The organism is Azonexus hydrophilus DSM 23864, assembly GCF_000429605.1.
GTDB lineage: Bacteria > Pseudomonadota > Gammaproteobacteria > Burkholderiales > Rhodocyclaceae > Azonexus > Azonexus hydrophilus.
In genome coordinates this window covers 443,098-465,873 of the sequence record NZ_AUCE01000012.1, presented here as the reverse complement: position 1 = coordinate 465,873, position 22,776 = coordinate 443,098, and the positions used below count along the sequence as shown (strand labels likewise).

General features: G+C 62.3%; 27 protein-coding genes. 12 read left to right on the top strand and 15 right to left on the bottom strand.

From position 1 onward, the window contains the following. Positions 1–67 precede the first annotated feature (67 nt). The 5 genes from G471_RS0106410 (at position 68) to G471_RS16860 (ending at position 5,211) form a co-directional block, all read left to right on the top strand. Positions 68–1,195 carry an NAD(P) transhydrogenase subunit alpha gene (locus G471_RS0106410; RefSeq protein ID WP_028994621.1) on the top strand — a complete coding sequence of 376 codons (1,128 nt, stop codon included), beginning with the start codon at positions 68–70 and terminating at the stop codon, positions 1,193–1,195. Then, positions 1,195–1,482, top strand: a complete 288-nt coding sequence (locus G471_RS0106405) for an NAD(P) transhydrogenase subunit alpha part 2 (protein WP_028994620.1) — start codon at positions 1,195–1,197, stop codon at positions 1,480–1,482. Before G471_RS0106410 ends, G471_RS0106405 begins: the two co-directional genes overlap by 1 nt. Then, the gene (locus tag G471_RS0106400; protein WP_028994619.1) at positions 1,479–2,849 is read left to right on the top strand and encodes an NAD(P)(+) transhydrogenase (Re/Si-specific) subunit beta; all 1,371 of its coding nucleotides are present in this window, start codon (positions 1,479–1,481) and stop codon (positions 2,847–2,849) included. Before G471_RS0106405 ends, G471_RS0106400 begins: the two co-directional genes overlap by 4 nt. A gap of 77 nt (positions 2,850–2,926) precedes the next feature. Beyond that, entirely contained in the window at positions 2,927–4,150 is a 1,224-nt protein-coding gene (locus tag G471_RS0106395; protein WP_028994618.1) for a methyl-accepting chemotaxis protein, read from the top strand. Positions 4,151–4,158: 8 nt separating this feature from the next. Next, a complete protein-coding gene (locus G471_RS16860) occupies positions 4,159–5,211 on the top strand; it encodes a YeeE/YedE family protein (protein WP_043420956.1) in 1,053 nt (350 codons plus the stop codon). 4 nt (positions 5,212–5,215) lie between these two features. Here G471_RS16860 and G471_RS0106385 read toward each other — a convergent pair whose 3' ends face one another. The 11 genes from G471_RS0106385 to G471_RS16850 form a co-directional block, all read right to left on the bottom strand. Next, positions 5,216–5,563, bottom strand: coding sequence for a DUF5368 domain-containing protein (locus G471_RS0106385; protein WP_028994617.1), 348 nt, complete (start codon positions 5,561–5,563; stop codon positions 5,216–5,218). Between the two features lie 19 nt (positions 5,564–5,582). Beyond that, positions 5,583–6,935, bottom strand: coding sequence for an NAD(P)/FAD-dependent oxidoreductase (locus G471_RS0106380; protein ID WP_051295311.1), 1,353 nt, complete (start codon positions 6,933–6,935; stop codon positions 5,583–5,585). Positions 6,936–7,076: 141 nt separating this feature from the next. Then, positions 7,077–7,688 (bottom strand): rhodanese-like domain-containing protein, encoded by a 612-nt coding sequence (locus tag G471_RS0106375; protein ID WP_028994615.1) that lies wholly within the window; start codon positions 7,686–7,688, stop codon positions 7,077–7,079. Beyond that, positions 7,688–9,409, bottom strand: a complete 1,722-nt coding sequence (gene soxB / locus G471_RS0106370; protein WP_028994614.1) for a thiosulfohydrolase SoxB — start codon at positions 9,407–9,409, stop codon at positions 7,688–7,690. The genes G471_RS0106375 and soxB overlap by 1 nt, the downstream gene beginning before the upstream one ends. Before the next feature lie 57 nt (positions 9,410–9,466). Then, the gene (gene soxX / locus G471_RS0106365; protein WP_028994613.1) at positions 9,467–10,072 is read right to left on the bottom strand and encodes a sulfur oxidation c-type cytochrome SoxX; all 606 of its coding nucleotides are present in this window, start codon (positions 10,070–10,072) and stop codon (positions 9,467–9,469) included. Positions 10,073–10,082: 10 nt separating this feature from the next. Then, the gene (soxA, locus tag G471_RS0106360) at positions 10,083–10,895 is read right to left on the bottom strand and encodes a sulfur oxidation c-type cytochrome SoxA (protein ID WP_043420955.1); all 813 of its coding nucleotides are present in this window, start codon (positions 10,893–10,895) and stop codon (positions 10,083–10,085) included. Positions 10,896–11,005: 110 nt separating this feature from the next. Then, complete coding sequence (soxZ, locus tag G471_RS0106355; RefSeq protein WP_245580512.1) at positions 11,006–11,320, bottom strand: thiosulfate oxidation carrier complex protein SoxZ; 315 nt, start codon at positions 11,318–11,320, stop codon at positions 11,006–11,008. 30 nt (positions 11,321–11,350) lie between these two features. Then, positions 11,351–11,815, bottom strand: coding sequence for a thiosulfate oxidation carrier protein SoxY (gene soxY, locus G471_RS0106350; RefSeq protein WP_028994610.1), 465 nt, complete (start codon positions 11,813–11,815; stop codon positions 11,351–11,353). Positions 11,816–11,841: 26 nt separating this feature from the next. Then, positions 11,842–12,633 carry a c-type cytochrome gene (locus tag G471_RS16855; protein ID WP_157272454.1) on the bottom strand — a complete coding sequence of 264 codons (792 nt, stop codon included), beginning with the start codon at positions 12,631–12,633 and terminating at the stop codon, positions 11,842–11,844. Next, a complete protein-coding gene (gene soxC, locus G471_RS0106340) occupies positions 12,617–13,963 on the bottom strand; it encodes a sulfite dehydrogenase (protein ID WP_028994609.1) in 1,347 nt (448 codons plus the stop codon). The genes G471_RS16855 and soxC overlap by 17 nt, the downstream gene beginning before the upstream one ends. 29 nt (positions 13,964–13,992) lie before the next feature. Then, positions 13,993–14,328 carry an ArsR/SmtB family transcription factor gene (locus tag G471_RS16850; protein WP_043420952.1) on the bottom strand — a complete coding sequence of 112 codons (336 nt, stop codon included), beginning with the start codon at positions 14,326–14,328 and terminating at the stop codon, positions 13,993–13,995. A gap of 192 nt (positions 14,329–14,520) precedes the next feature. On the opposite strand from G471_RS16850, the gene G471_RS0106330 reads away from it, so the two are divergent. Together G471_RS0106330 and G471_RS0106325 are read left to right on the top strand one after the other, a co-directional pair. Continuing rightward, entirely contained in the window at positions 14,521–14,823 is a 303-nt protein-coding gene (locus G471_RS0106330) for a c-type cytochrome (RefSeq protein WP_028994608.1), read from the top strand. Positions 14,824–14,836: 13 nt separating this feature from the next. Beyond that, positions 14,837–16,114 (top strand): NAD(P)/FAD-dependent oxidoreductase, encoded by a 1,278-nt coding sequence (locus tag G471_RS0106325; RefSeq protein WP_088177959.1) that lies wholly within the window; start codon positions 14,837–14,839, stop codon positions 16,112–16,114. A 66-nt stretch (positions 16,115–16,180) separates the two neighbouring features. Here the strand turns inward: G471_RS0106325 and G471_RS0106320 are convergent, their stop codons facing one another. From G471_RS0106320 to coaBC, 3 genes are all read right to left on the bottom strand, one after another. After that, positions 16,181–16,777 (bottom strand): c-type cytochrome, encoded by a 597-nt coding sequence (locus tag G471_RS0106320; protein WP_043420951.1) that lies wholly within the window; start codon positions 16,775–16,777, stop codon positions 16,181–16,183. A 72-nt stretch (positions 16,778–16,849) separates the two neighbouring features. Beyond that, positions 16,850–17,299 carry a dUTP diphosphatase gene (gene dut / locus G471_RS0106315; RefSeq protein ID WP_028994605.1) on the bottom strand — a complete coding sequence of 150 codons (450 nt, stop codon included), beginning with the start codon at positions 17,297–17,299 and terminating at the stop codon, positions 16,850–16,852. Further along, complete coding sequence (gene coaBC, locus G471_RS0106310; RefSeq protein ID WP_043420949.1) at positions 17,299–18,489, bottom strand: bifunctional phosphopantothenoylcysteine decarboxylase/phosphopantothenate--cysteine ligase CoaBC; 1,191 nt, start codon at positions 18,487–18,489, stop codon at positions 17,299–17,301. The genes dut and coaBC overlap by 1 nt, the downstream gene beginning before the upstream one ends. A 50-nt stretch (positions 18,490–18,539) precedes the next feature. Between coaBC and radC the strand changes: the two genes are divergently transcribed. The 3 genes from radC to rpmG all read left to right on the top strand — a co-directional run bounded on the left by radC (position 18,540) and on the right by rpmG (position 19,722). Then, positions 18,540–19,220, top strand: coding sequence for a RadC family protein (gene radC / locus G471_RS0106305; protein ID WP_028994603.1), 681 nt, complete (start codon positions 18,540–18,542; stop codon positions 19,218–19,220). Between the two features lie 80 nt (positions 19,221–19,300). After that, complete coding sequence (gene rpmB, locus G471_RS0106300) at positions 19,301–19,534, top strand: 50S ribosomal protein L28 (protein WP_028994602.1); 234 nt, start codon at positions 19,301–19,303, stop codon at positions 19,532–19,534. Between the two features lie 17 nt (positions 19,535–19,551). Beyond that, entirely contained in the window at positions 19,552–19,722 is a 171-nt protein-coding gene (gene rpmG / locus G471_RS0106295) for a 50S ribosomal protein L33 (RefSeq protein WP_028994601.1), read from the top strand. Positions 19,723–19,794: 72 nt separating this feature from the next. Here rpmG and G471_RS0106290 read toward each other — a convergent pair whose 3' ends face one another. Next, a complete protein-coding gene (locus G471_RS0106290; protein WP_051295310.1) occupies positions 19,795–20,307 on the bottom strand; it encodes a disulfide bond formation protein B in 513 nt (170 codons plus the stop codon). 123 nt (positions 20,308–20,430) lie between these two features. Here G471_RS0106290 and G471_RS16845 point away from each other — a divergent pair, with 123 nt between their 5' ends. Beyond that, a complete protein-coding gene (locus tag G471_RS16845; protein WP_051295309.1) occupies positions 20,431–22,557 on the top strand; it encodes a putative bifunctional diguanylate cyclase/phosphodiesterase in 2,127 nt (708 codons plus the stop codon). Then, the gene (locus G471_RS0106280) at positions 22,554–22,775 is read left to right on the top strand and encodes a hypothetical protein (RefSeq protein WP_028994599.1); all 222 of its coding nucleotides are present in this window, start codon (positions 22,554–22,556) and stop codon (positions 22,773–22,775) included. The genes G471_RS16845 and G471_RS0106280 overlap by 4 nt, the downstream gene beginning before the upstream one ends. Position 22,776: the final 1 nt, after the last annotated feature.

The window sequence follows — 22,776 nt, the reverse complement described above, 5'->3', positions numbered from 1 at the left end:
TTAACAAAGCCCTTATCTTTGTCGGGAAAAATTAACCCAGCAATGACTCATGATAAGGAGAGCGAGCATGCCGCTGACCCTGGCGCTGGCTCGGGAACGTGCTGAAGGCGAATGCCGGACGGCACTGGTTCCTGAAACGGCCAAGAAATTTACCGCGCTCGGCGCGCGATTGCGGATGGAGCAGAGCGCCGGTGCGCAAAGCCATTTCCTCGACACCGACTACGCCGAGGTCGATTTCGCCCCCGGCCTGCCCGAAGCCTACGCCAGCGCCGACCTGATCCTGCGGGTGACGCCGCCGAGCCTGGACGAAGTCGCCGCCATGCCGGAAGGCGCGGTGCTGATCGGCCTGCTCAAACCCTTCGCAAGCCGCGAGCGGCTGGCTGCGCTGAACGCCCGCAAGATCACCGCCTTCGCCCTCGAACTGCTGCCGCGCATCTCGCGCGCCCAGAGCATGGACGCACTGTCCAGCCAGGGCGCCTGCTCGGGTTACCAGTGCGGCCTGATTGCCGCCGCCCGGTGCACCAAGTTCTTCCCGATGTTGACCACCGCCGCCGGCACCATCCGTCCGGCGCGCGTGCTCGTCATCGGCGCCGGCGTCGCCGGCCTGCAGGCAATCGCCACCTGCAAGCGCCTGGGTGCCATGGTCGAAGCCTACGATGTCCGCGCCGCCGCCAAGGAGCAGATCGAATCGCTCGGCGCCAAGTTTGTCGATACCGGTGTCTCCGCTGACGGCAGCGGCGGCTATGCGCGCGAACTGACGGCCGAGGAAAAGGCCGCCCAGGCTGAACGGCTGACCAAGGCCATTGCCGCCGCCGACGTCGTCATCAGTACCGCCGCCATTCCGGGCAAGCGGGCGCCGGTGATCATCACCCGCGACATGGTCGGGCGCATGAAGTACGGCGCCATCATCGTCGACATGGCCGCTGAATCGGGCGGCAACTGCGAGTTGACGCAACCGGGCGAACACGTCATCGCCAACGACGTGAACATCCACGGCCCGCTCAACCTGCCGTCGCGCATGCCGACGCACGCCTCGGAGCTATACGCCAAGAATCTCTACAACTTCCTCTCGCCGTGGATCAAGGACGGCGAACTGCGCATCGACTGGGACGACGAAGTGGTCGCCGGCACCGTGCTGTGCCGCGACGGCGCCACCGTCCATACCGCAGTCAGACAAATCCTGGGAGACGCCTGATGGACGGTTTGCTCGCACTCTACATCTTCATGCTCGCCGCCTTCACCGGCTACGAGATCATCGCCAAGGTCCCGGTGATCCTGCACACACCGCTGATGTCTGGCTCCAACTTCATCCACGGCGTGGTCGTCGTCGGTGCCATGCTCGTCCTCGGCATGGCCGAGACACCGCTGCAGCAGGCCATCGGTTTCTTCGCCGTCGCCCTGGGTGCCGCCAACGCGGCCGGCGGCTACGTCGTCACCGAACGCATGCTGGCCATGTTCAAGAAGAAGGAGAACGGCCAATGACCGCCCCGATCTACGTCCAGGGCGCCTGGTTCGCCGGCGCCCTGCTGTTCATTTTCGGCCTCAAGGGCATGGGTTCGCCGACCTCGGCCCGACGCGGCATCGTCATCGCCGGCTACGGCATGCTGCTGGCGATCGCCGCCACCTTCCTCATCCCCGGCCTGCAGAACCTCGGCCTGATGGCCCTGGCACTGCTCATCGGCGGCGGCGCTGCCTGGATTTCAGCACAGAAGGTCAAGATGACCGACATGCCGCAGATGGTCGCCATCTACAACGGGATGGGCGGCGGCGCGGCAGCAGCGATTGCTGCCGTCGAGTTCGCCAAGGGCGAAATGCACGGCCTGGTGGCGACGACGTTGGCGGTGCTCGGCGCGCTGATCGGCGCGGTGTCGTTTACCGGCTCCTGCGTCGCCTGGGCCAAGTTGCAGGGCATCCTCAAAAAAGCCTACCGCCTGCCGGCGCAGAACGCGGTCAACGTGCTGCTGGCACTGGTTGCCGTCGGTCTCGGCCTGGCCGTCATCACCCTGGCCCCGCAACAGCCGGAACTGGTGATCGCCTTCTTCTTCGTCGCGTTGGTGCTCGGGCTGATCGTCACCCTGCCGATCGGCGGCGCCGACATGCCGGTGGTGATCTCGCTGTTCAACGCCTTCACCGGCCTGGCCGTGGGTTTCGAGGGCTACGTCCTCGGCAACCCGGCGCTGATCATTGCCGGCATCGTCGTCGGTGCCGCCGGCACACTGCTCACGCAACTGATGGCCAAGGCAATGAACCGGCCGCTGTCGAACATCCTGTTCACCCCGCTGGCGGCGAGCGGTGGCGGCGAAGCCATCGAAGGCACGATGAAGGAATTGTCGGCGCTCGATGCGGCGGCGATGATGCGCTACGCGAGCAAGGTGATCATCGTCCCCGGCTACGGCATGGCGGTTGCGCATGCCCAGCACAAGATCTGGGAAATGACCGAGATTCTCGAAGAAGCGGGCGTCGAGGTGAAGTTCGCCATCCATCCGGTCGCCGGGCGCATGCCAGGCCACATGAACGTGCTGCTGGCCGAGGCTGGCGTGCCCTACGACAAGATTTTCGACCTCGAGGAAATCAACGGCGAGTTCGGCCAGGCCGACGTGGCGCTGGTCATTGGGGCCAACGACGTGGTCAATCCGAGCGCACGCAGCGACAAGTCCAGCCCGATCTACGGCATGCCCATCCTCAATGCCGATCAAGCGCAGAACGTCATCGTCGTCAAACGCGGCAAGGGCACCGGCTATTCCGGCATCGAAAACGCGCTGTTCTACACCGATAATTGCCGCATGCTGTACGGCGATGCGCAACCGGCGGCCGGCGAAATCATCCAGCACCTGAAAACCCTGGCCTGATTTGATCCAGGCCATATCCGGACAAGCGGCATCCTCGTACAATGCCGGGATTGCCGCTTCATCCGGGATTTACAACAATGAAAAGAATAGACGATCTCCTGATCCGGGGCAGCGCACTGGTGGCGCTGATTCTCTGGGCGTGGTCACTGGCTGCCGGTCCGCTGCCGGGTTACTGGTTCCTGCTGCTTGCCGTCATGCTGCTCGGCGGTGGACTGCTGTCGATCCGCGAGCGCGAGCGCTGGAAGGAAAGACAGAAGGGTTACGTCAACGAACTGACCACAGTCATGTCGGAATACCACGTGCTGTCCAACGAAGCCATGGCCCACGCCGAGTTGCAATTCTCGTCGCTGGAGCAGGAAATGCACGAAGCCCAGGCACTGATCCGCAGTTCGGTCGACCGCCTGTCGGGCAGCCTGACCGGTCTCGAATCGCAATCGAACAACCAGCGCGAAATCCTCGGTTCACTGATCAACGAAATGCTCAGCATGACCGGATCGGACGACAGCCACGCCGCCGAACAGGCGGGACTCAAGCGTTTCTTCGATGAAACCAATGCGCTGATCGCCGAATTCGTCGGCAAGATGGATCAATTGCGCAACACCAGCCAGGGCGTCGCCGAGAGCTTCAACCAGATGCAGGAAAAGGTTGGCCGCATCACCAGTACGCTCAACGACATTACCGGCATCACCAAGCAGACCGACCTGCTCGCCCTCAACGCCGCCATCGAGGCCGCCCGTGCCGGCGAAGCCGGGCGCGGCTTCGCCGTGGTCGCCGACGAGGTGCGCACCCTGGCCGCACGTACCGGCGAATTCAACGTCGATATCCGCAACGCCCTGAACGACATTCTCGATTCACTACGCGATGTCGGCCAACGGGTCGAGGGCGCCAGCCACATCGACCTGAGCATCGCCGACCGCTCGCGGGCCACACTCAGCGAACTCGGTGCCGAACTGATGGAACTGACCGAAAAGGCGCGCCAGCATTCGAGCAACATCGCCAGCGTCACCGAACAGATGCGCGACCTGACGCAGGAAGGCGTCATGGCCATGCAGTTCGAGGACATCGTCACCCAGATGATCAACCGCATCGGCCAGCGCACCGACAACGTCGGCGAATACATGCACGCCTTCCTCAGCCTGCACAACGACCAGGACGAAAGTGACGGCATCCAGCGCTTCCGCAAGCGCAGCCAGCGACTGGTCGAACTGCTGGTCGATTCGCATGTGAAGAGCGACGCCTTGCGCAGTCGCACCCTCAGCTCCGGCAGCAAGCAGGGCGACGGGGATATCGAACTGTTCTGAGTTTTCCGATGAACCTGACCGATCTGCTCGAAAGCCTTGGCGAAAAAACCGTCATCACGCTGGCAGGTCTGCTGATCGGCATCCTCTTCGGCATTTTTGCCCAACGCTCGCGGTTCTGCCTGCGTTCGGCCGTGGTCGAGTTCTGGCACCGCGAACCGGGCGGCAAACTGGTCATCTGGCTGCTCGCCTTCTCCGCCGCTGTCATCGTCACCCAGGGATTCATCGTCGGCGGCTGGCTCGACGTCTCGCAAGCCCGTCAGCTCTCGGCCCGGGGCAGTATCTCCGGCGCCCTGGTCGGCGGCCTGCTGTTCGGCATCGGCATGATCCTGGCGCGTGGCTGCTCGTCGCGCATGCTGGTCCTGGCCGCCAACGGCAACCTGCGCGCGCTGCTCACCGGGCTGATTTTCGCGGTCACCGCCCAGGCTTCACTGAGCGGCATGCTGTCGCCGCTACGCCTGTGGATTTCAGGCTGGCTGACCATCGACGGCAGCGCCCGCGACCTGCTGGCTTTTGCCCATCTGGGTCATATCGGCGGCATCCTGTTCGGGTTGTTGTGGCTGGCGGCAGCCATCCATTTCGCCCGCAAAACGCGCCTGAGCCTGCGCGAATGGGGCGGCGGCATCGGCGTTGGCGTGATGGTGGCCATTGCCTGGCTACTGACGTATCAGGTCGCCAGCCAGTCCTTCGACGAGATCATGCCGGTGCAGAGCCTGAGTTTCACCGGCCCGTCGGCCGACGTGCTGATGCTGGTGCTGTCGGCACCGGGGCAGCCCTGGGATTTCGACATCGGCCTGGTGCCCGGCGTGGTTCTGGGCTCTTTCCTGGCGGCACTGTGGGGACGCGAACTGAAGCTTGAAGGCTTCAAGGATGGGCACAGCATGCGCCGCTACATCGCCGGGGCGCTGTGCATGGGTTTCGGCGGCATGCTGGCCGGCGGCTGCGCCGTCGGCGCCGGAGTGTCCGGCGCGGCGGTGTTCGCGCTGACCGCCTGGATTTCGCTGATCGGAATGTGGGCCGGCGCCGGCCTGGCCGACGCCATGGTCGACCGGCCAGCGCGCTGAGCGCTTACTGCGCGGCCGGCTTGCGCCAACCCAGAACGGTATAAACCAGGATCGCCGTACCGGCCAGACCGAGGCCGAAAACCAGCGCGATCAGGAACCAGTCGGCCGGACCACCGGCATCGGTAAAGCCCGACGACGAGACCTTGGCCATCAGCACCAGCGCGAGCGCGCCACCGACCAGGCCGGCCAGTTCGGCCCGCACTAGGCGCCGCGAGTTGATGCTCTTTTCCTTGAGCAACAAGGCGATGAAGGCGGCCGTACCGACGACGATGACCAGCAGCATCACCCACAGCAAGGGACCGAGCATTTCCTGGAAAACGGCCAGGAAAACCAGCGGATCGAGTTCTTTCATCTTTGCATTCCTCCAGAAATCAGGCGCGGCCGCGCAACATGCTGATATAGGTCGGCTTCAGCGCCATGGTCTTCATCACCCAGCTGATCCACAATTCTTCCAGCGGCGCGATCACGCCCGGGAAGGATGGCGTCAGGTTGTCCTTGTAGTCGAACTCGATCAGCATCGCCTGACCCAAGCGGGTGATCAGCGGGCACGAGGTGTAGCCGTTGTAGTGGGCTTCCGATTCCTTGCCGGCGATGCTCGCCACCAGATGATCGACCGCCACCGGCACCTGCCACTTGACGCTGGCTGCCGTCTTGCCCTTGGGCACCCCGGCCACGTCGCCGACAGCGAACACGTTGTCGTAACGGGCATGCCGCAGATTGTGCTTGTCCACCTCGATCCAGCCATCCTTGGCCCAGCCGCCCTCCTGCCACGGCAGCGGACTGTTGCGAACCGAATCCGGCGCCCGCATCGGCGGGATGACGTTGATGAAGTCGTATTGCTGCTCGACCGGCCCGACCGGCGTCTTGAACACCGCCAGCTTCTTGCCGATGTCGATCGACTCCAGCACGCGCTCGTAATTGACCTTGACCCCGCGCTCGCCAAACAGCATGCGGACCTTTTCGTGCACGATGGGCACGCTGAACAAGGCCTTGTTGTTGGCGTTGTAGATCAGCTCGGCCTTGCCGCGATTGCCGCGACGGCGCAGATGATCATCGGTGATGAAGGTGTACTTGAGCGGTGCGCCGGCGCACTTCATTTCCGTTCCCGGCCGCAGGAACACGCCAACACCGCCGGTATCGGCGAAATTCGACATCGCCCGCCAGGTTGCCTCGGCCTTGGCCGGGCTGTGGTAGATGCTGCCCAGGCCGTTGTTGCCGATCTGCTCGACCTCCATACCGGGAATGGCTTCGTAGTCGAGCTTGAGACCGGTGGCGACGATCAGGAAATCATAGGCATGGGCGGCGCCGCTTTCGGTGACCACCTTGTTGCCCTCCGGATCGAACTCAGCCACCCGCTCCTCGATCAGTTCAACGCCACCAGGCACGTACTCCTTGGTGGTCGACACCACGTACGGCGACGCCTTGATGCCGGCGGCGACCAGCGTGAATCCTGGCTGGTAGAAATGCTCCTTGCGCGCGTCGATCAGGGTGATCTTCGCCCCATCCAGCCGGGCGGCCAGGGTAGACGCCGCCGCCAGGCCGGCGGCACCGGCGCCGGCAATGACGATGCGCGCCGAGGACTTGATCTTCGGTGCGGCATTGGCACTGCCCGGTGCCAGCAGCAGCGAGCCGGCGCCGGCTGCGCCGAGCATCAGGAAAGAACGTCGGTCCAGCGTCTTCTGGCCGACATCCTCAATCACTTTCGCGAGTGCGTCCTTGTACATATCTTCTCCTTCCCTGATTGGGCGAAGCATCACCCGTTAGCAAATCACAAGATTAGAATCTTCTTATTTTACTCTTCAAGAAAAGCGGCAAAGCGACAAATTCAGATTCGGCCGCCTGCCGCTTTATCTTACGCCCGCAATTCAGCGGGGGAAATACATCCTGGCCTTCTCCAGTCGGTAGCTCCACGGCAGATCGGCATTCTTCCAGCCATTGACCACACGCTGCCCCTTTTTCGGACCATCGCCGGCGCGGTCGCCTTCGAAGCCCTCGGGAACGCTGTACACCTTGGTAAAACCCGCCGCCTTCAGGCGATCGGCCGCCCGCGAACTGCGGTCGCCGGAACGGCACAGCAGGATCACCGGCGCATCCTTGGCCAGACCGAGTTCGCCCATGCGGCGCTCGATTTCAGGCACGAAGTCCTGGTTCGGTTCGAGCCTGTACATCGTCCGCTTCTCGTCCCAGTCGCTCATGATTTCCTGATGTTCGACAAACGGCACCAGCGCGTCGACCGTGCTCGCCATCCCGACATACATCGCCTCGGCGCGGGTGCGCACGTCGAACAGGGCAACGCCCTTGGGTTCGGCCGACTTCATGTCGTACGCCTGCTTCGGTGTCAGGTAGAGGGAAAGCTTGGTCACCTTGATTTCCGGCAGGGTCGACCAGTTCGTGCTGCCTGGCGCCCAGTCGGCAGCGAAAGTGCTCGCAGAAAAAGCCAGCGCCAGGCCAGCCAGGGCAAATTTCATCGATTTCATCAGGCAATCCCCGGATTGTTTTCGGCGCCGACCAGCTTCGGCATGTTCAGTTCGACCGGCTTCAGCGTCTTGACGTCGCGCAGGTAGCGGGCGACCAGTTCCCAGATCGGTTCGCCGGCATCCTTGGCCTCTTCCGAAACCGGCGCCCAACCGGCGACCTTGTAGATCTTGACCGGATCAATCAACTGGCCGCGCAGCATCATGTTGCTGATGCGCTGGCCGGCCTTGGCGGTCGGGTTGCAGGTGTACTGCAGGCCGCCGACGCGGACCATGTCGCCACCCTGCTGATAGTAGGGATCGGGGTTGAACAGGTTGTCGCAGACGTCCTCGAGCACGGTCTTGATCATCTCGCCGCTCATGTTGGTCACCGTCGTCCACGGGTAGGTGATCGCCGTCTGGTCGAGCACATGCTCCATCAGGATCGGCTGCCCCGGGAGCAGCGAGGTACCCCAGCGGAAACCGGGCGAGAAGGCGATTTCGGCATCCTTTTCCTTGATCAGCGCATCGACGATGACCTGGTCGAAAGTGCCGTTGAAGTTGCCGCGGCGGTACAGGGTACCTTCGGTCACCGCCAGTTGCTCGTTGAGCTTGCCCAGGTAAGGGGCGCGCACCTTGTCGATCAGCGCCTGCATCGCCTTGTCAGCCGGCAACAGGTTGGCGAAGACCGGCAGCAGCTTGTAGCGGTAGCCGGCGATCTTGCCATTCTTGACGTCGAAGTCGAGCACGCCGAGGTACTTGCCGTTGGAACCGGCGTTGGTGACCAGGGTCTGGCCGCCGGCGTTCTTGACCACCACCGGCGCTGGCATGCCGTCATGGGTGTGACCGCCCAGGATGGCGTCGATGCCGCGCACGCGCGAGGCCATCTTGAGGTCGACGTCCATGCCGTTGTGCGACAGCACGACGACGACCTGGGCGCCCTTCGCGCGGGCTTCGTCGACGACTGCCTGCATGTTCTCTTCCTGGATGCCGTAGCTCCAGTTCGGCACTTGCCAGCGCGGGTTGGCGATCGGCGTGTAGGGGAAGGCCTGGCCGACGATGGCGACCGGCACGCCGTTCATGTTCTTGATCACGTAAGGCTTGAACACCGGATCACCGAAATCGGTGGTCTTGACGTTCTGGGCGACGATGTCGACGACGCCGGCAAAGTCCTTTTCCTCGATTTCCTTGACCCGTTCCTCGCCATAGGTGGCTTCCCAGTGCAGGGTCATGACATTGACGCCGAGCGCCTTGCAGGCGTCGACCATGTCCTGGGCGTTGGTCCACAGCGCGGTGCCGGAACCCTGCCAGGTATCGCCGCCGTCGAGCAGCAGCGCCCCCGGGTTGCGCGCCTTCATGCGCTTGACCAGGGTCGCCAGGTGCGCGAAGCCGCCGACCTTGCCGTAAGTCTCGGCGGCTTTCTCGAAATTCAGATAGCTGTAGGCATGCGCCTCGATGCTGTTCGGCTTGAAGCCGAAGTGCTTGAGCAGATGATCGCCGACCAGGTGCGGAACCTTGCCGAACTGCTCGCCGAAGCCGAGGTTGACGCTCGGTTCGCGGAAATAGATGGGGTTCAGCTGGGCATGGCAGTCGGTGATGTGCAGCAGGCTGACGTTGCCGAACTTCGGCAGATCGTACAACTTGGCAGCCCCCTTCTCGGCCATTGCAAACTCGCTGTGCAGCGACATGCCACCGGCAGCCGCAACCGCCAGCACCTGAAGAAATTCACGACGATTCATGCTCATGTGTGTTTCCCAAAAAAACCCGGCACGGGCAAACCCGGCCGGGAAAGTCACGCAAGGTTATTTTTTGTTGACCGGCGAGTTCGGATCGAACAGGAAGGCCATCAAATGCTTGATTTGCTGCTCGGTGAGGATTTCCGCATCGCCGTTGCGCGGCATGTTGCTGCAGGCGTTGTAAGCCTTGGCGTTGTAGATCTTGCCCCAGGTGTACTTGACGATGTCGTCGGAATTGCCGCGCACCTTGCCGTACTCCAGCAGGCTGGGACCGATGGTGCCGTAGGAGACTTCGTGATGGCTCATCTGGTGACAGTTGTAGCAACCGCCGCCGTTGTTGTACGGGGTCTTGTCGGTCCAAGTCAGGCCGCGACCGCTGACGGCGATCTTCTCGCCCTCCTTCCAGTCGCCGAAGTACTTGCCGTCGGCCGGATAGCGGATGGTCTTCATCTGCTCGGCTTCGATCCGGTCCATCACCGCCTTGGGCGGCTGCTTTTCCTGCGAGCATTCCTTCTGGAAATCCAGCTGGTACATGCGGTGCTTGGGGGCAATGCCGGTCGTCTTGAAGGAGCGATCCATCATCGCCTTGAACTCGGCATAGGTATCCCCCTGGTCGGCCCAGGCGCCCGGCAGGGCGAGCAGCAATACAGCCAGTGTGCTGATCTTCTTCATGTTCGCCTCCTTAGCGCTTGATACCGGGGGTCATGACCTTGCCGCCATTGGCCGTCGCAGCCAGATAGACGGACAGGGCGATGGTCACGTCGGAGCCGTAGATCGGCTCGGCCGTGCGTTGCTGCCGGTAGCAGTCGTTGAGACGGTGCTGCATGGTCCAGAACTGGCCATTCGACACCCGGTAGGCAGGCCAGCTTCCCCAGCCGGCGGCAGCGCCTTCCTGGGTGCGCAGATCAGGCAGTTCCTGCATGCGGATGCGCTTGCCCTGGTCACCGTGGCAGGTGGCACAGGAGAAGTCCATGGGACCGGCGCGATGGTAGAAAGCCAGCTTGCCCAGGTCGTACATCTTCTTCATCTCAGGATGACGCATGTCAACCTTGATCTTCTGCCCGTTCGATTCGGTCACGACGTAAGCGACCAGCGCTGCCATCTTTTCCTTTTCGCCCTTCAGCCAGCCAGCATTGACCACGGCCTTGGGATCCAGACCCTGCAGGGTTTCCATGCAGGTCATCAGGCGCGTCTCGAGATCCTGGACCTTGCCGGTATCCTTGAAGAAGCGCGGCAACTGCGCGGATGCGCCCTTGACCACGCCCGGTCCAAGGCCGAGGTCACATTTTTCCAGCGAGGCATTTTTCGGACCGCGCGGGGTTTTCCAGAGCTCTTCGCCTTCGGCGGCGACCAGTTCGGACGGGTTGCCATCGGCCAGGGCCTCGCGATAGGCGTTGATGCCTTCGAGCAGATCGTCGCTGGCTGCGGCGAGCAACGGTGCGCCCGCCAGCCCGACGGCCAGCGCAGCGACAAGATATTTCTGTCGGATTACCATGAACTCCTCCGTTCACTATGTGTGTTTTGCCGGTCACTGGTCTGTCGCCGTTTGACCGGGATGCAGACGGACAGCCGGCCACCCCCGACCGTCCGCCAGGCATTGCGACATCAGGCGATGGCAGCCTCGTCGGTGCGCGACTCGCCCTTGTTGTCCTTCCAGCTGATGGCAATCTTGTCGCCGGCCGCGCCGCCCTTGAAACGGAAGGCCAGATAGGGGTTCTTCGAGACCGCGGTACCGAACTCGGAAACCAGGACCGGCTTGCCGTTGTGCGTGGCGGTCAGTTCGGTGATGAACCAGGCCGGAATCACGGCGCCGTTCGCGTCCTTGCGCTGGCCGGTTTCCATTTCGTGCGCGATCAGCGCCTTGACTTCAGTGACGCCGTCCTTGACGGAGGCGCGAATACGCATGGGTTTCGTAGACATGTTTATCTCCTTGAATGCCTGTTGATCCGATCAGCCGCCGCAGCCGCCGAGGGTGACCTTGATTTCCTTGGTCGCCATGTAGAACTTGTCGCCGGCCTTGACCAGCGCGTAGACGTTCGAGGTCTGGCCCATCTTGACCCGGGTCTGCACGTTGGCTTCGGTCCCTGCCGGGAGCATGAAGCTGGCCGCCAGGGCATTCGGGTTCTTGTCGATCAGGATCGCGACCATGGTCGTGCCGGCGATCTTGGAATCGACACCGACCGGCACCACGGCACCGTTTTCGGCGATATCCGGGCCGGTGACCTGAACATCGCTGCTGTCGGCCGGCTGCACGGCGCCGAGCGCCTTCAGCGTATCGGCCATGCTCTTGGCTTCGAAGGCAGCCTTGTTCCAGGCGGCCAGGGCGACATTCGGGATCATGCCGGCAGCGGCCAGCGCGCCGAGAACGGCGGCACCGGTACCGGTCTTGAGTACATTACGACGTTGATTGTTCATGACTTCTCCTCTCGTTGAATTGGGGATCAATGCCCGGACTTGTGCGCCGGACCATCCACGGTGCGAACACCGCGGACAGGACCGAACGTACGGTTCTGCTCTTCCAGATTGCCGTGTGCCGTACGGGCGTAACCCGGCAGCACCGACCCTACCTTGACTTCCTTCTTGCAGTTCTTCATGCACGCCACGTTGGTCACATCCGGCTTGCCGCCATTGCCGATACCGCCCTTGGCTGCCGGCGCGCCCGGCCACATGCCGTGGTCGGTAGTCATGCCGTAGCGGTTGGGCATCAACTTCTGGACCTCGGCGATGTTCTGGTCGGACAGCACGAAGTTGTCCGGAACGATTTCCGCCAGGTTCAGGAAGTAGGCGAGGATGGCGTACACCTCGTCCGGCTTCAGCGACTTGGGCTCGGTCCAGGGCATGGCGCGGTAGATGTAGTCCCACAGCGTGGAAATGGTCGACACCTTGGTGAAGGTGGTGCGCTGCGGAATGCTGTCGGTCAGGAAACCACCGACCCGGCCGTTCTTGATGTCGTCCTTGGTGGTACCGCCGATCAGCGGGGTGAACACCTCGTTCGACTCGCCGAAGCTGCCGTGACAGGAGGCGCACTTTTCCTCGAACAGATCGTTGCCGACCTGGACGTTACCCGATCCCTTGGGCAGCCCCTTGAAATCGGGGCGGACGTCGATATCCCAGGCCTTGACCTCGGCCGGCGTGGCCTGACGACCGATACCCTTGTAGCTGTCAAAGGCAAAAGCGCTGCTGGCGATGGCCGCCGTGGCCAGAACGAGAATGGACTTAGAGAACCTGGACATTGCTGATCTCCCCGTTTTGCTCGACCTTCCAGGTCTGGATGGCATTGTTGTGATAGATCGACTTCGAACCGCGCACTGCACGCAACTGACCGTAGGTCGGCTGGACGTAACCGGTTTCGTCGATGGCGCGCGACTGCAGCATGGCTTCCTTGCCGTCCCACACCCAGTTGATGTTGAAACGGGTCAGGGCCTTGTTCTGGACCGGACCTTCGATGCGCGCCTGCTGCCAGTTGACGCCACCGTCGAAGGAAACATCGACGCGGGTGATCTTGCCGCGACCCGACCAGGCAACACCGCTGACGTTGTAGAAGCCCTTTTCCAGCAGACGCTGGCCGCCGGACGGCGTGGTGATGACCGACTTGCACTCCTGGATCGACGTGTACTGACGGTGCTTGCCGTCCGGCATCAGGTCGATGTAATGCACCGCCTCGTCCTTGGTCGCGTACGGCTTGTCACCGACTTCGATGCGGCGCAGCCACTTGACCCAGGACACGCCCTGCACGCCCGGCACCACCAGGCGCAGCGGATAGCCGTTTTCCGGCCGCAGCATTTCGCCGTTCATGCCGTAGGCGACGAACACTTCGCCGTTCTCGACCATTTCCATCGGGATGGTCCGGGTCATCGACGAACCGTCGGCCCCCTCGGCCAGCACGTAACGGGCCTTCTTGTAATCGACGCCGCAATCTTCCAGCAGCAGCTTGAGCGGCACGCCGGTGAACTCCGAGCAGGACAGCATGCCGTGCGTGTATTGCACCGTCGGCACGGCGACATTGCCCCATTCGAGACCGGTATTGGCGCCACACTCGATGAAGTGGATGCGCGACACCGACGGCAGGCGCATCAGATCATCCATGGTGTAGACCTTGGGCTTCTTCAGGAAGGCCGGATCGGAACCGTTGATCATCAGACGATGCACGGCGGGATCGACATCGACCCAACCCTGGTGATGGCGCTCGAAATGCAGGCCGGACGGCGTGATGATGCCGAACAGCCCCTGCAGCGGCGTAAACGACACCGAGGCCTGCGGCACCCGGGTCAGACCCGGCGACTCGCGGCGCAGCAACTGGCTCTCATACTTCGACGGCTGACCGTAGGGATTGAGCGCTACCGGCATGCCCAGCTGCTTGCTCCAGTCCGGCAGATTCAGAATTGCCGGATCGCCCTCGGCGGCACGCGCGGCCAGCGGTGCTGCCATCGCGGCCCCCGCCGCCATGAAACTCTTGCGCAGGAAATTGCGACGTCCTGCAGCAACGGCCTTGACCTGATCTTCCGTCAGGAAATTTTCCGGTGCACGTTGCAGGCGCCCCGGTTGTTTTGCTAAATCACCCATAGAGATTTCTCCCCTCCGCTCGATTGACTTCAAGTACTGCAACGCTCGGTCTTTATCCCCAGGTGTTCGCCAATGTCACGGCTGGCTACCGTGACGCTGACGGTCCTGCAGATATCGACAAAATTCGGATCGATGACGCGGTAGAACACGGAATTCCCTTCACGCCGCCTCGCCACCACACCGGCGCGGTAGAGGATGTTCAGATGCCGCGAAATATTGGCCTGCGTCAGACCGACCTGGTCGACCACCTCATGAACGGGGCGCTCCTCGCCGCACAGGCTGGAGAGGATGCGCAGGCGCGTCGGGTCAGCCAGAAGGCTGAAGTAATGCGCTACCTGTTCGAATACCTGGTTTGTCTCGTCCATGTCGTTTTATTGATCTAGGTCAACGGCAATGTATAACTGAGTATTTATATAGTCAACAACTAATATTGTTGCAACGCAGCATGTAATTATTCGAAAACTGCTATACCCTCTCGGTCACGCGGGCGCCAAAACATCCAAAAACCCGGGCATCCACGCTTAAATCGACAACACCCAGAGGAAGGAGAAGTCTCGATGAAACGACTTACCGCAATCGCCGCCGTCTGCCTGTTGGCTTCGGCCGGCGCGCATGCCGCCGACCCCAATCTTGGCCGCAATCTGGCAGCCACCTGCGCCAACTGCCATGGCACCAACGGCAAGGCCGTCCCCGGCGGCGGCATGGATTCGCTGGCCGGCGAAAGCAAGGCCAAGCTGCTGCAGAAGCTCGCTGATTTCAAGAGCGGCGACAAACCCGCCTCGATCATGCACCAGATCACCAAGGGCTACACCGACGAGCAACTGAGCCTGATCGCTGATTACTACGCAGCGCAGAAATAAGGGGGAAATGAAAATGATGCTGATGAAACGACGTGATTTCCTCAAAGCCGCTGCCGCTGCAGGCGCCATGGCTTCCCTTTATGGCTGTGCTGGCGGCAACAAGGCTGGCGGACACGTGGTGGTCGTCGGTGGCGGCTTTGGCGGTGCCACCGTGGCCAAGTATCTGCGCATGTGGAGCGAAGGCTCCGTCCAGGTCACCCTGATTGAACGCAATCCGGCCTTCGTCTCCTGCCCGATCTCCAACCTGGTGATCGCCGGCACCAAGTCGATGGAAGACATCACGGTCAGCTACGACAACCTGAAGAGCAAGTGGGGCGTCCGCGTGCTGCAGGACGACGTGCTCGCCGTCGACACTGCCAAGCGTTCGGTCAAGCTGGCCAAGGGTGGCGAGATGAGCTACGACCGCATCGTGCTGTCGCCGGGCATCGACTTCATGTTCGACCAGATCCCCGGTCTGAACAACGCCGCTGCCCAGGAAAAGATCATGCACGCCTGGAAGGCCGGTCCGCAGACCGTCACCCTGCGTAAGCAGCTCGAAGCCATGAAAGACGGCGGCACTTTTGCCATCGCCATTCCCAAGGCACCGTATCGCTGCCCGCCGGGACCGTACGAGCGCGCCTGCGTGGTCGCCGACTACTTCAAGAAGAACAAGCCCAAGTCCAAGGTCGTCATCCTCGACGCCAACGAGGACGTGCAATCGAAGAAAGGCCTGTTCGTCAAAGCCTGGAACGACCTGTACAAGGACACCATCGAGTACCGTCCGAACAGCGAAGTCAAGGACATCGAGGTGGCCAGCAACACCGCCATCCTCGAATTCGACAAGTTCAAGGCCGACGTGCTCAACGTCATCCCGCCGCACCGCGCCGGCAACATCGCCGCTCAGTCGGGCATCAAGCTGATCAACAACCGCTGGGTCGATGTTGACTGGCTGACGATGGAATCGACCAGCACGCCCGGCGTGCATGTCATAGGTGACGCGATCTTCCCGGCGCCGACCATGCCCAAGTCCGGTCACATGGCCAACCAGCACGGCAAGCTGACGGCAGCCGCGATCATCAACCTGCTCGCCGGCCAGGCGCCGAACCCGACGCCGGTGGTGATGAACACCTGCTACAGCTTCGTCGATGCCAAGAACGCCATCCACGTTGCCTCGATCCACCAGTACGACGCTGCCACCAAGCTGGTGCAGCCGGTCAAGGGCGCCGGCGGCGTCTCCGCTGCCCGCAACGAACTGGAAGGCAAGGCCGCGATGGGCTGGGCGAAGAACATCTGGGCCGACATGCTGGCCTGATCGCTACGCAACAATGAAAAAGGCCACCCGATCGGGTGGCCTTTTTTTGTCCGGCGCTTGCGAAACTCAGTCTAGCGTGGCGATGTAGGCGGCGACCGCGTGCGTCTCCAGCTCCGACAACTTGGACGCGACGGTGTGCATGACCGCGTTGTCGTTGGTCCGCTCACGACGATTGAACAGCTTGATCTGGTCTTCGGTGTAGCGCGGATGCTGGCCAGCCAGACGCGGCAGTTGCGGCGTGCCGTGGCCCTTGACCCCGTGACAGCTGGCACAGCTCGGCAGACCGGTGAATTGATTGCCGCGTTGGAAGATGTACTTGCCGACCGCTACCAGCTCGGCATCCTTGACCTCGCGCCCGGGAACCTGCTTGCTCTCGAAATAGTGACCAATCGCCTTCATCTCGGCAGGCGTCAGGTCTTCCGACTGCGGCTGCATGGTATCGCTCTTGCGCTTGCCCGACTTGAACTCGGCCAGCTGCTTGGCGGTGTATTCCCAGTGCTGCCCCGCCAGGCGCGGGAAGACGGCGCTGGCCGCCTCGCCTTCCATACCGTGGCAGAGGAAGCAGCGGCCGGAAACGATTTCCTCGGCCCGCGCCAGGTCAGCCGCCTGGACCGGCGCGATAACGGCCGCCGCCAGGGCAAAGCCCGCAAAAAACTTGTTCATGATCCCCCCGTTGTCTCGCTTCAAAAGTAGATCATTAAATCGTAATTTGCTTACGTCCGGCTTTCAAGCCCCTCAGGCGTGCCCGGTGCTGCCGAACCCCCCCTCGCCGCGATCGCTGCTGGCGAAATCATCGACCACATTGAAGGCCACCTGCAGGACCGGCACGATGACCAGTTGGGCAATCCGCTCCAGCGGGGAAATGGTGAATGCGGCCGAACCACGATTCCAGACCGAGACCATCAGTTGCCCCTGGTAGTCACTGTCGATCAGGCCGACCAGGTTGCCGAGCACGATCCCGTGCTTGTGACCGAGGCCGGAGCGCGGCAGGATCATCGCCGCCAGTCCGGGGTCGGCCAGGTGAATGGCCATGCCGGTCGGCACCAGGACAGTCTGCCCGGGCAACAGTTCGAGCGGTGCGTCGAGGCAGGCGCGCAGGTCGAGGCCGGCCGAACCCGGCGTCGCGTAATGCGGCGGATTGTCGTTGAGTCGGGAGTCGAGAATCTTGACGTCGATACGGTGCATCAGTGGCTTCCTGTCAGTTTGGCAATATGGTCAACAAGCTGCGTGGCCAGCGCCGATTTGCTGGCCGGCGTCAGCGGATGGCTGCCCTGGTCGTCGAACAGGACCAACCGGTTATCGTCACCGCCGAAACCATCCTGGATCAGGTTGCCGACGATCAGCGGAATCTTCTTCTTGTGCCGCTTGGCCTGGGCATAGGCTTCCAGGTTCTGGCTCTCGGCGGCGAAACCGACGCAGAACGGCCCATCGGCCAGGGCGGCAACCTCGGCCAGGATATCCGGGTTCTCGACCAGTTCGATGGCCGGCACACCGCCGTGATCCTTTTTCAGTTTGTGTTCGGCGGCGTTGGCCACACGATAGTCGGCAACCGCCGCCACGGCGATGAAAATATCGGCCGTCGTCGCCCGCGCCATCACCGCGGCGTGCATGTCGAGGGCACTGCGCACATTGATGCGTTCGACACCCGGCGGCGCCGCCAGGGCCACCGGACCGGACACCAGCGTCACCTCGGCACCGGCCTGGCGCGCTGCGCGGGCGATGGCGTAACCCATGCGTCCGGACGACAGATTGGTGATGCCACGGACCGGATCAATGGCTTCGAAAGTCGGCCCGGCCGTGATCAGCAGCCGACGGTCAGCGAGCACCTTGGGCACGAAGAAATCGACGACGGCCTCAAGCAGCTCTTCGGGTTCAAGCATCCGCCCCGGCCCGGTCTCGCCGCAGGCCTGGACCCCGCTGGCCGGCCCGACCATGGCGATGCCGTCGGTGACGAGTTGGGCGACATTGCGTTGCGTCGCCGGGTTTTCCCACATCTGGCGATTCATCGCCGGCGCCAGCAACAAAGGACAATCGCGCGCCAGCACCATGGTCGCCAGCAGATCGTCGGCCATACCATTGGCGATGCGCGCCATGAAATCGGCCGAAGCCGGCGCAACCACGATCAGGTCGGCCTGCCGCGACAGGTCGATATGCGCCATCGCATTCGGCATCCGCGCATCCCACTGGTCAACGTACACCGGCTTGCCGGACAAGGCCTGGAAAGTCGTCGGCGTCACGAAACGGGTCGCGCCTTCGGTCATCGCCACCTGCACGTCGGCGCCCTGCTTGACCAGCAGACGGAGCAGTTCGGCCGCCTTGTAGGCGGCAATGCCACCCGTCACACCGAGCACGATGCGCTTGCCATTCAATTCCATAGTCATATTCGCTAAAATGATCGCTGCCACATTCTACTGGAGTCGGGCTCATGGCGATCACTGACTGGCCACAACAGGAACGCCCGCGCGAACGGCTGCTGGCCGGCGGCCCGCAGGCGCTGTCGGATGCCGAACTCCTGGCCATCTACCTGCGCGTCGGCGTCCGCGGGAAAAGCGCGGTCGACCTGGCCCGCGACCTGCTCCACCGACACGATGGCAAACTCGGTCGCCTGGTCAGCGCGTCAATCAAGGAACTCGCCTGCGTTCCCGGCATCGGCATCGCCAAGGCGGCCCAGTTGCAAGCCTGTTTTGAACTGGCGCGCCGGGCGCTGAACGAGGAAATGGAAGAGCGCGACAACTTCACCTCGCCAGGCGCCGTCCGCGACTGGTTGCGCCTGAAACTTGCACACAGCCAGCAGGAAATGTTCATGGCGCTGTGGCTCGATGCCCAGAACCGCTTGCTGCACAGTGAGGTATTGTTTACCGGAACGCTGACGCAGACTTCGGTTTACCCCCGCGAAGTGGTCAAACAGGCGCTGGCCCGCAACGCCGCCGCCGTGATCCTGGCGCACAATCATCCGTCAGGCGTTGCCGAACCTTCGGCTGCCGACGAAATGCTCACCCGCAGCCTGCGTGAAGCCTTGACCCTCGTCGACGTCAGGCTGCTCGACCATTTCATCGTTGCCGGCAACGCCCGGCCGCTCTCCTTTGCCGAGCGCGGTTTACTCTAACCAACGAAAAAACACTTGATCCATAAAGATGTTCCGGATAAAATCGCGGGCTTTCTTCTAGCAAATTCTGGAGCACCATCATGGCGCGAGTCTGCCAAGTAACGGGTAAAGGCCCGATGGTTGGGAACAACGTTTCCCACGCCAATAACAAAACGAAGCGCCGCTTCCTGCCGAATCTGCAGTATCGTCGCTTTTGGGTCGAAAGCGAGAACCGCTTTGTTCGCCTGCGCGTTTCCAACGCTGGTCTGCGTCTGATCGACAAGAAGGGCATTGATGCCATCCTGACCGATCTCCGCGCCCGCGGCGAAATCTAATCGAGAGGAATTGAAAAATGGCTAGCAAAGGCGGTCGCGAAAAGATCAAGCTGGAATCCACTGCGGGTACCGGTCACTTCTATACCACTTCCAAGAACAAGCGCACGACGCCTGAAAAACTGGAATTCATGAAGTACGACCCGAAGGCCCGCAAGCATGTGGCCTACAAGGAAGTGAAGCTGAAGTAAGCACTTCACGCTCGACAAAAAACCCGCCGCTGGCGGGTTTTTGTTTTTCTACGTGTTTTTTCTGCGCCTCGATCAACGCCCCGGATGTTTCATCAGGAGCAGCACATAGACGATCATGCCGGCGAAGAAGAGAGCCGACCAGTTGGCCATCGACAGACCGAGAAACACCCATTCCTTGCTGGTACAGAACCCGGTGGCAAGAAACAGCGACGGCCACTGCATGCCCAGCATGTCCACCAGGCGCTCGATCAGGTTGGGGTCGGTAAAGCTGCATTCCGGCGCCAGGTCAGGAAAAGCCTGCATCCAGCTTTGATAGGCGGCGACGCCAAATCCCAGCAGCGCCAGCAGGGCGATGGCGCCCAGCCAGAACAGACCCGCCGCCGGCATCATCAGCCCGAGCAGGGCGAGCACGCCGATCAGCAGGTAGAGCAAGCGCTGGAAGATGCAATAGGGACACGGCGCCAGACTCAACATGGTCTGCAGTTGCAGGCCGGCAAAAGCCACGCCAAGGCAGCCCGCCCCCAGCGCCCCGAACCAGGCCCGCAGCGGATAGCAAGCGACACATTTGCTCAGCAAACGGAACATCAAAACTCTCCAAAATTAACAATTAACACAACAATTCACAAAACATCTTGCAAAACCCGCACATCCGCCGGCAGAATGTTACAAAAAGCTTTCAAGAAACCACTTTCATAGCGGAGACAAGTTTTGCCAACCCCTTCTCACCCGTCTGAGAACCAGCGTCTGCTCGCCCTGCTTGCGGCGAGCAACACGGCGCGCCATCAGACCGGCGACGAAACCGCGATGCTACAGCAGCAATGTCGCCTGCTGGTGGAAACCGGCGGCTTTCGTAGCGCCAGTCTGGACATACAGCCCCGGAACATCGACAAGCCTGGCAAAGCCAAGCTGCAAAGGGCTGCCAGCTATCCGCCCGATGCAACGGTGAAATCAAAAACCAGCGCACTCAAGCTGACCTGGACCGATGCCCACCAGGGCAAAGGCGAACTGCACGTCGAATCCGTCAACGGCAATTTTACCGCCGAAGAGCGACTGGCCCTGCAGATCATTGCCGACAGCATCGGCGAAACCCTGCTGCAGATTCGCCAGGACGAGGCCAGCCAGCAGATGGAATCGCGCCTACGCCAGCTTTCCCGGGCCATGGATTCGAGCCTCAACGGCGTCATGATCACCTCGTCGACCCAGCTCGACCACCCCATCGTTTACGTTAATCCAGCCTTTGAACGGATCACCGGCTACAGCGCCGAAGAAGTGATCGGCCAGAGCGGCCGCTTCCTGGTCCGCGACGACTTCAACCAGCGCGGCCTCGGCACGATCCGCGAGGCCCTGCGTTGCCGCCGCGAGGCCCACGCCATCCTGCGCAATTACCGCAAGGATGGTTCGCTGTTCTGGAACGAGTTGTTCATCGCCCCGGTCCGCGATGAAAGCGGCAGCATGACCACGCATTTCGTCAGCATCCTCAACGACGTCAGCGAACGGATCAGCTACGAACAGCAACTGGAATTCCACGCCAACCACGATGCGCTGACCGGACTGGCCAACCGCAACCTGCTCAACGACCGCATTGCTCAGGCGCTCGCCCAGGCGCGCGCCGACGGGCTGATGGTCGGCGTACTGTTGCTCGACCTCGACCGCTTCAAGCTGATCAACGACGGCTTCGGCCATTCGCCGGCCAACGAATTGCTGAAATCGGTCGCCCACCGACTGAACCAGAGCGTACGCGACACCGACACCGTTGCCCGCCTGGGCGGCGACGAGTTCGTCGTTGTCATCGGCCGCCTGCAGTCGGCTGACGATCTGTCCATCGTCGCCGGCAAGATCCTGCGCTCGCTGAACCAGCCCTTCATCATGGAAGGCAAGGAGATCTTCGTCACCGCCTCGGTCGGCGCCGCGCTTTATCCGCGCGACGGCGATCACGGCGAAATCCTGCTGCGCAACGCCGACGTGGCCATGTACCGGGTCAAGGAACACGGCCGCAACAACTACCGTTTCTATGCGCCGGAAATGACGCACATGGCGATCGATCGCCTGGACATGGAAGGCAACCTGCGGCGGGCGCTCGAACGCGGCGAACTACAGGTGTACTACCAGCCGCTGGTCGATCTGGGCAGCGGCGGCATCGTCGGCGCCGAAGCGCTGGTGCGCTGGCAGCATCCACGCATCGGCATGATCCAGCCCGGTGAATTCATCCCGCTGGCCGAGGACACCGGCCTTATCATCCCGCTCGGGCAACTGGTGCTGCGCCAGGTGTGCGCCGACATCCTCGACTGGCAGGCTGCCGGCCTGCCCCCGGTGAAGATTTCGATCAACCTTTCGGCCCGCCAGTTCCGCCAGGACGACCTCTCAGCGACCATTCGCAACGTGCTCGATGAAACCGGGGTCGAGGGCGGTCGCCTCGCCTTCGAGCTGACCGAGAGCATGGTCATGCACGACGTGGAAAACACCCTGGTCACCTTGCGCGAACTGAAAAAACTGGGCGCAACGATTTCGCTCGACGATTTCGGCACCGGTTACTCCAGTCTGTCCTATCTGAAGCGCTTCCCCATCGACACGCTGAAGATCGACCGCAGTTTCGTGCGCGACATCCATGAGGACAAGGACGACGCGGCCATCGCCCACGCGGTCATCGCCATGGCGCACAAACTGGGCATCAAGGTCATTGCCGAGGGCGTCGAAACCCGCGATCAACTCCGACTGCTCAGTGAATTCAGTTGCGACGAAATCCAGGGCTACCTGTTCAGCCGCCCGGTTCCGGTCGGCGAATTCAGCCTGATGCTCAGCAAGCAGCGCAGCTTGGGCGATCTCGACAAGACATGAAGCAGAAACTGGACTACCGGCACGTAGACCGTGGCGAACTCGCCGACTACCTGGCCCAGCGCGACATCCTGTCGGCCGAAGCCCTGGATGGCAGTCATGTCTATCGCTGCCGGGACCAGCAGAGTGAAACCTTGGTTGTCGCCCTGCCGGGCGGCGACGCGCTGATCGTCAGCGTACCACCGGCACTACCAGTGGACCGTCGCCGCCGGGGTGGTTAAA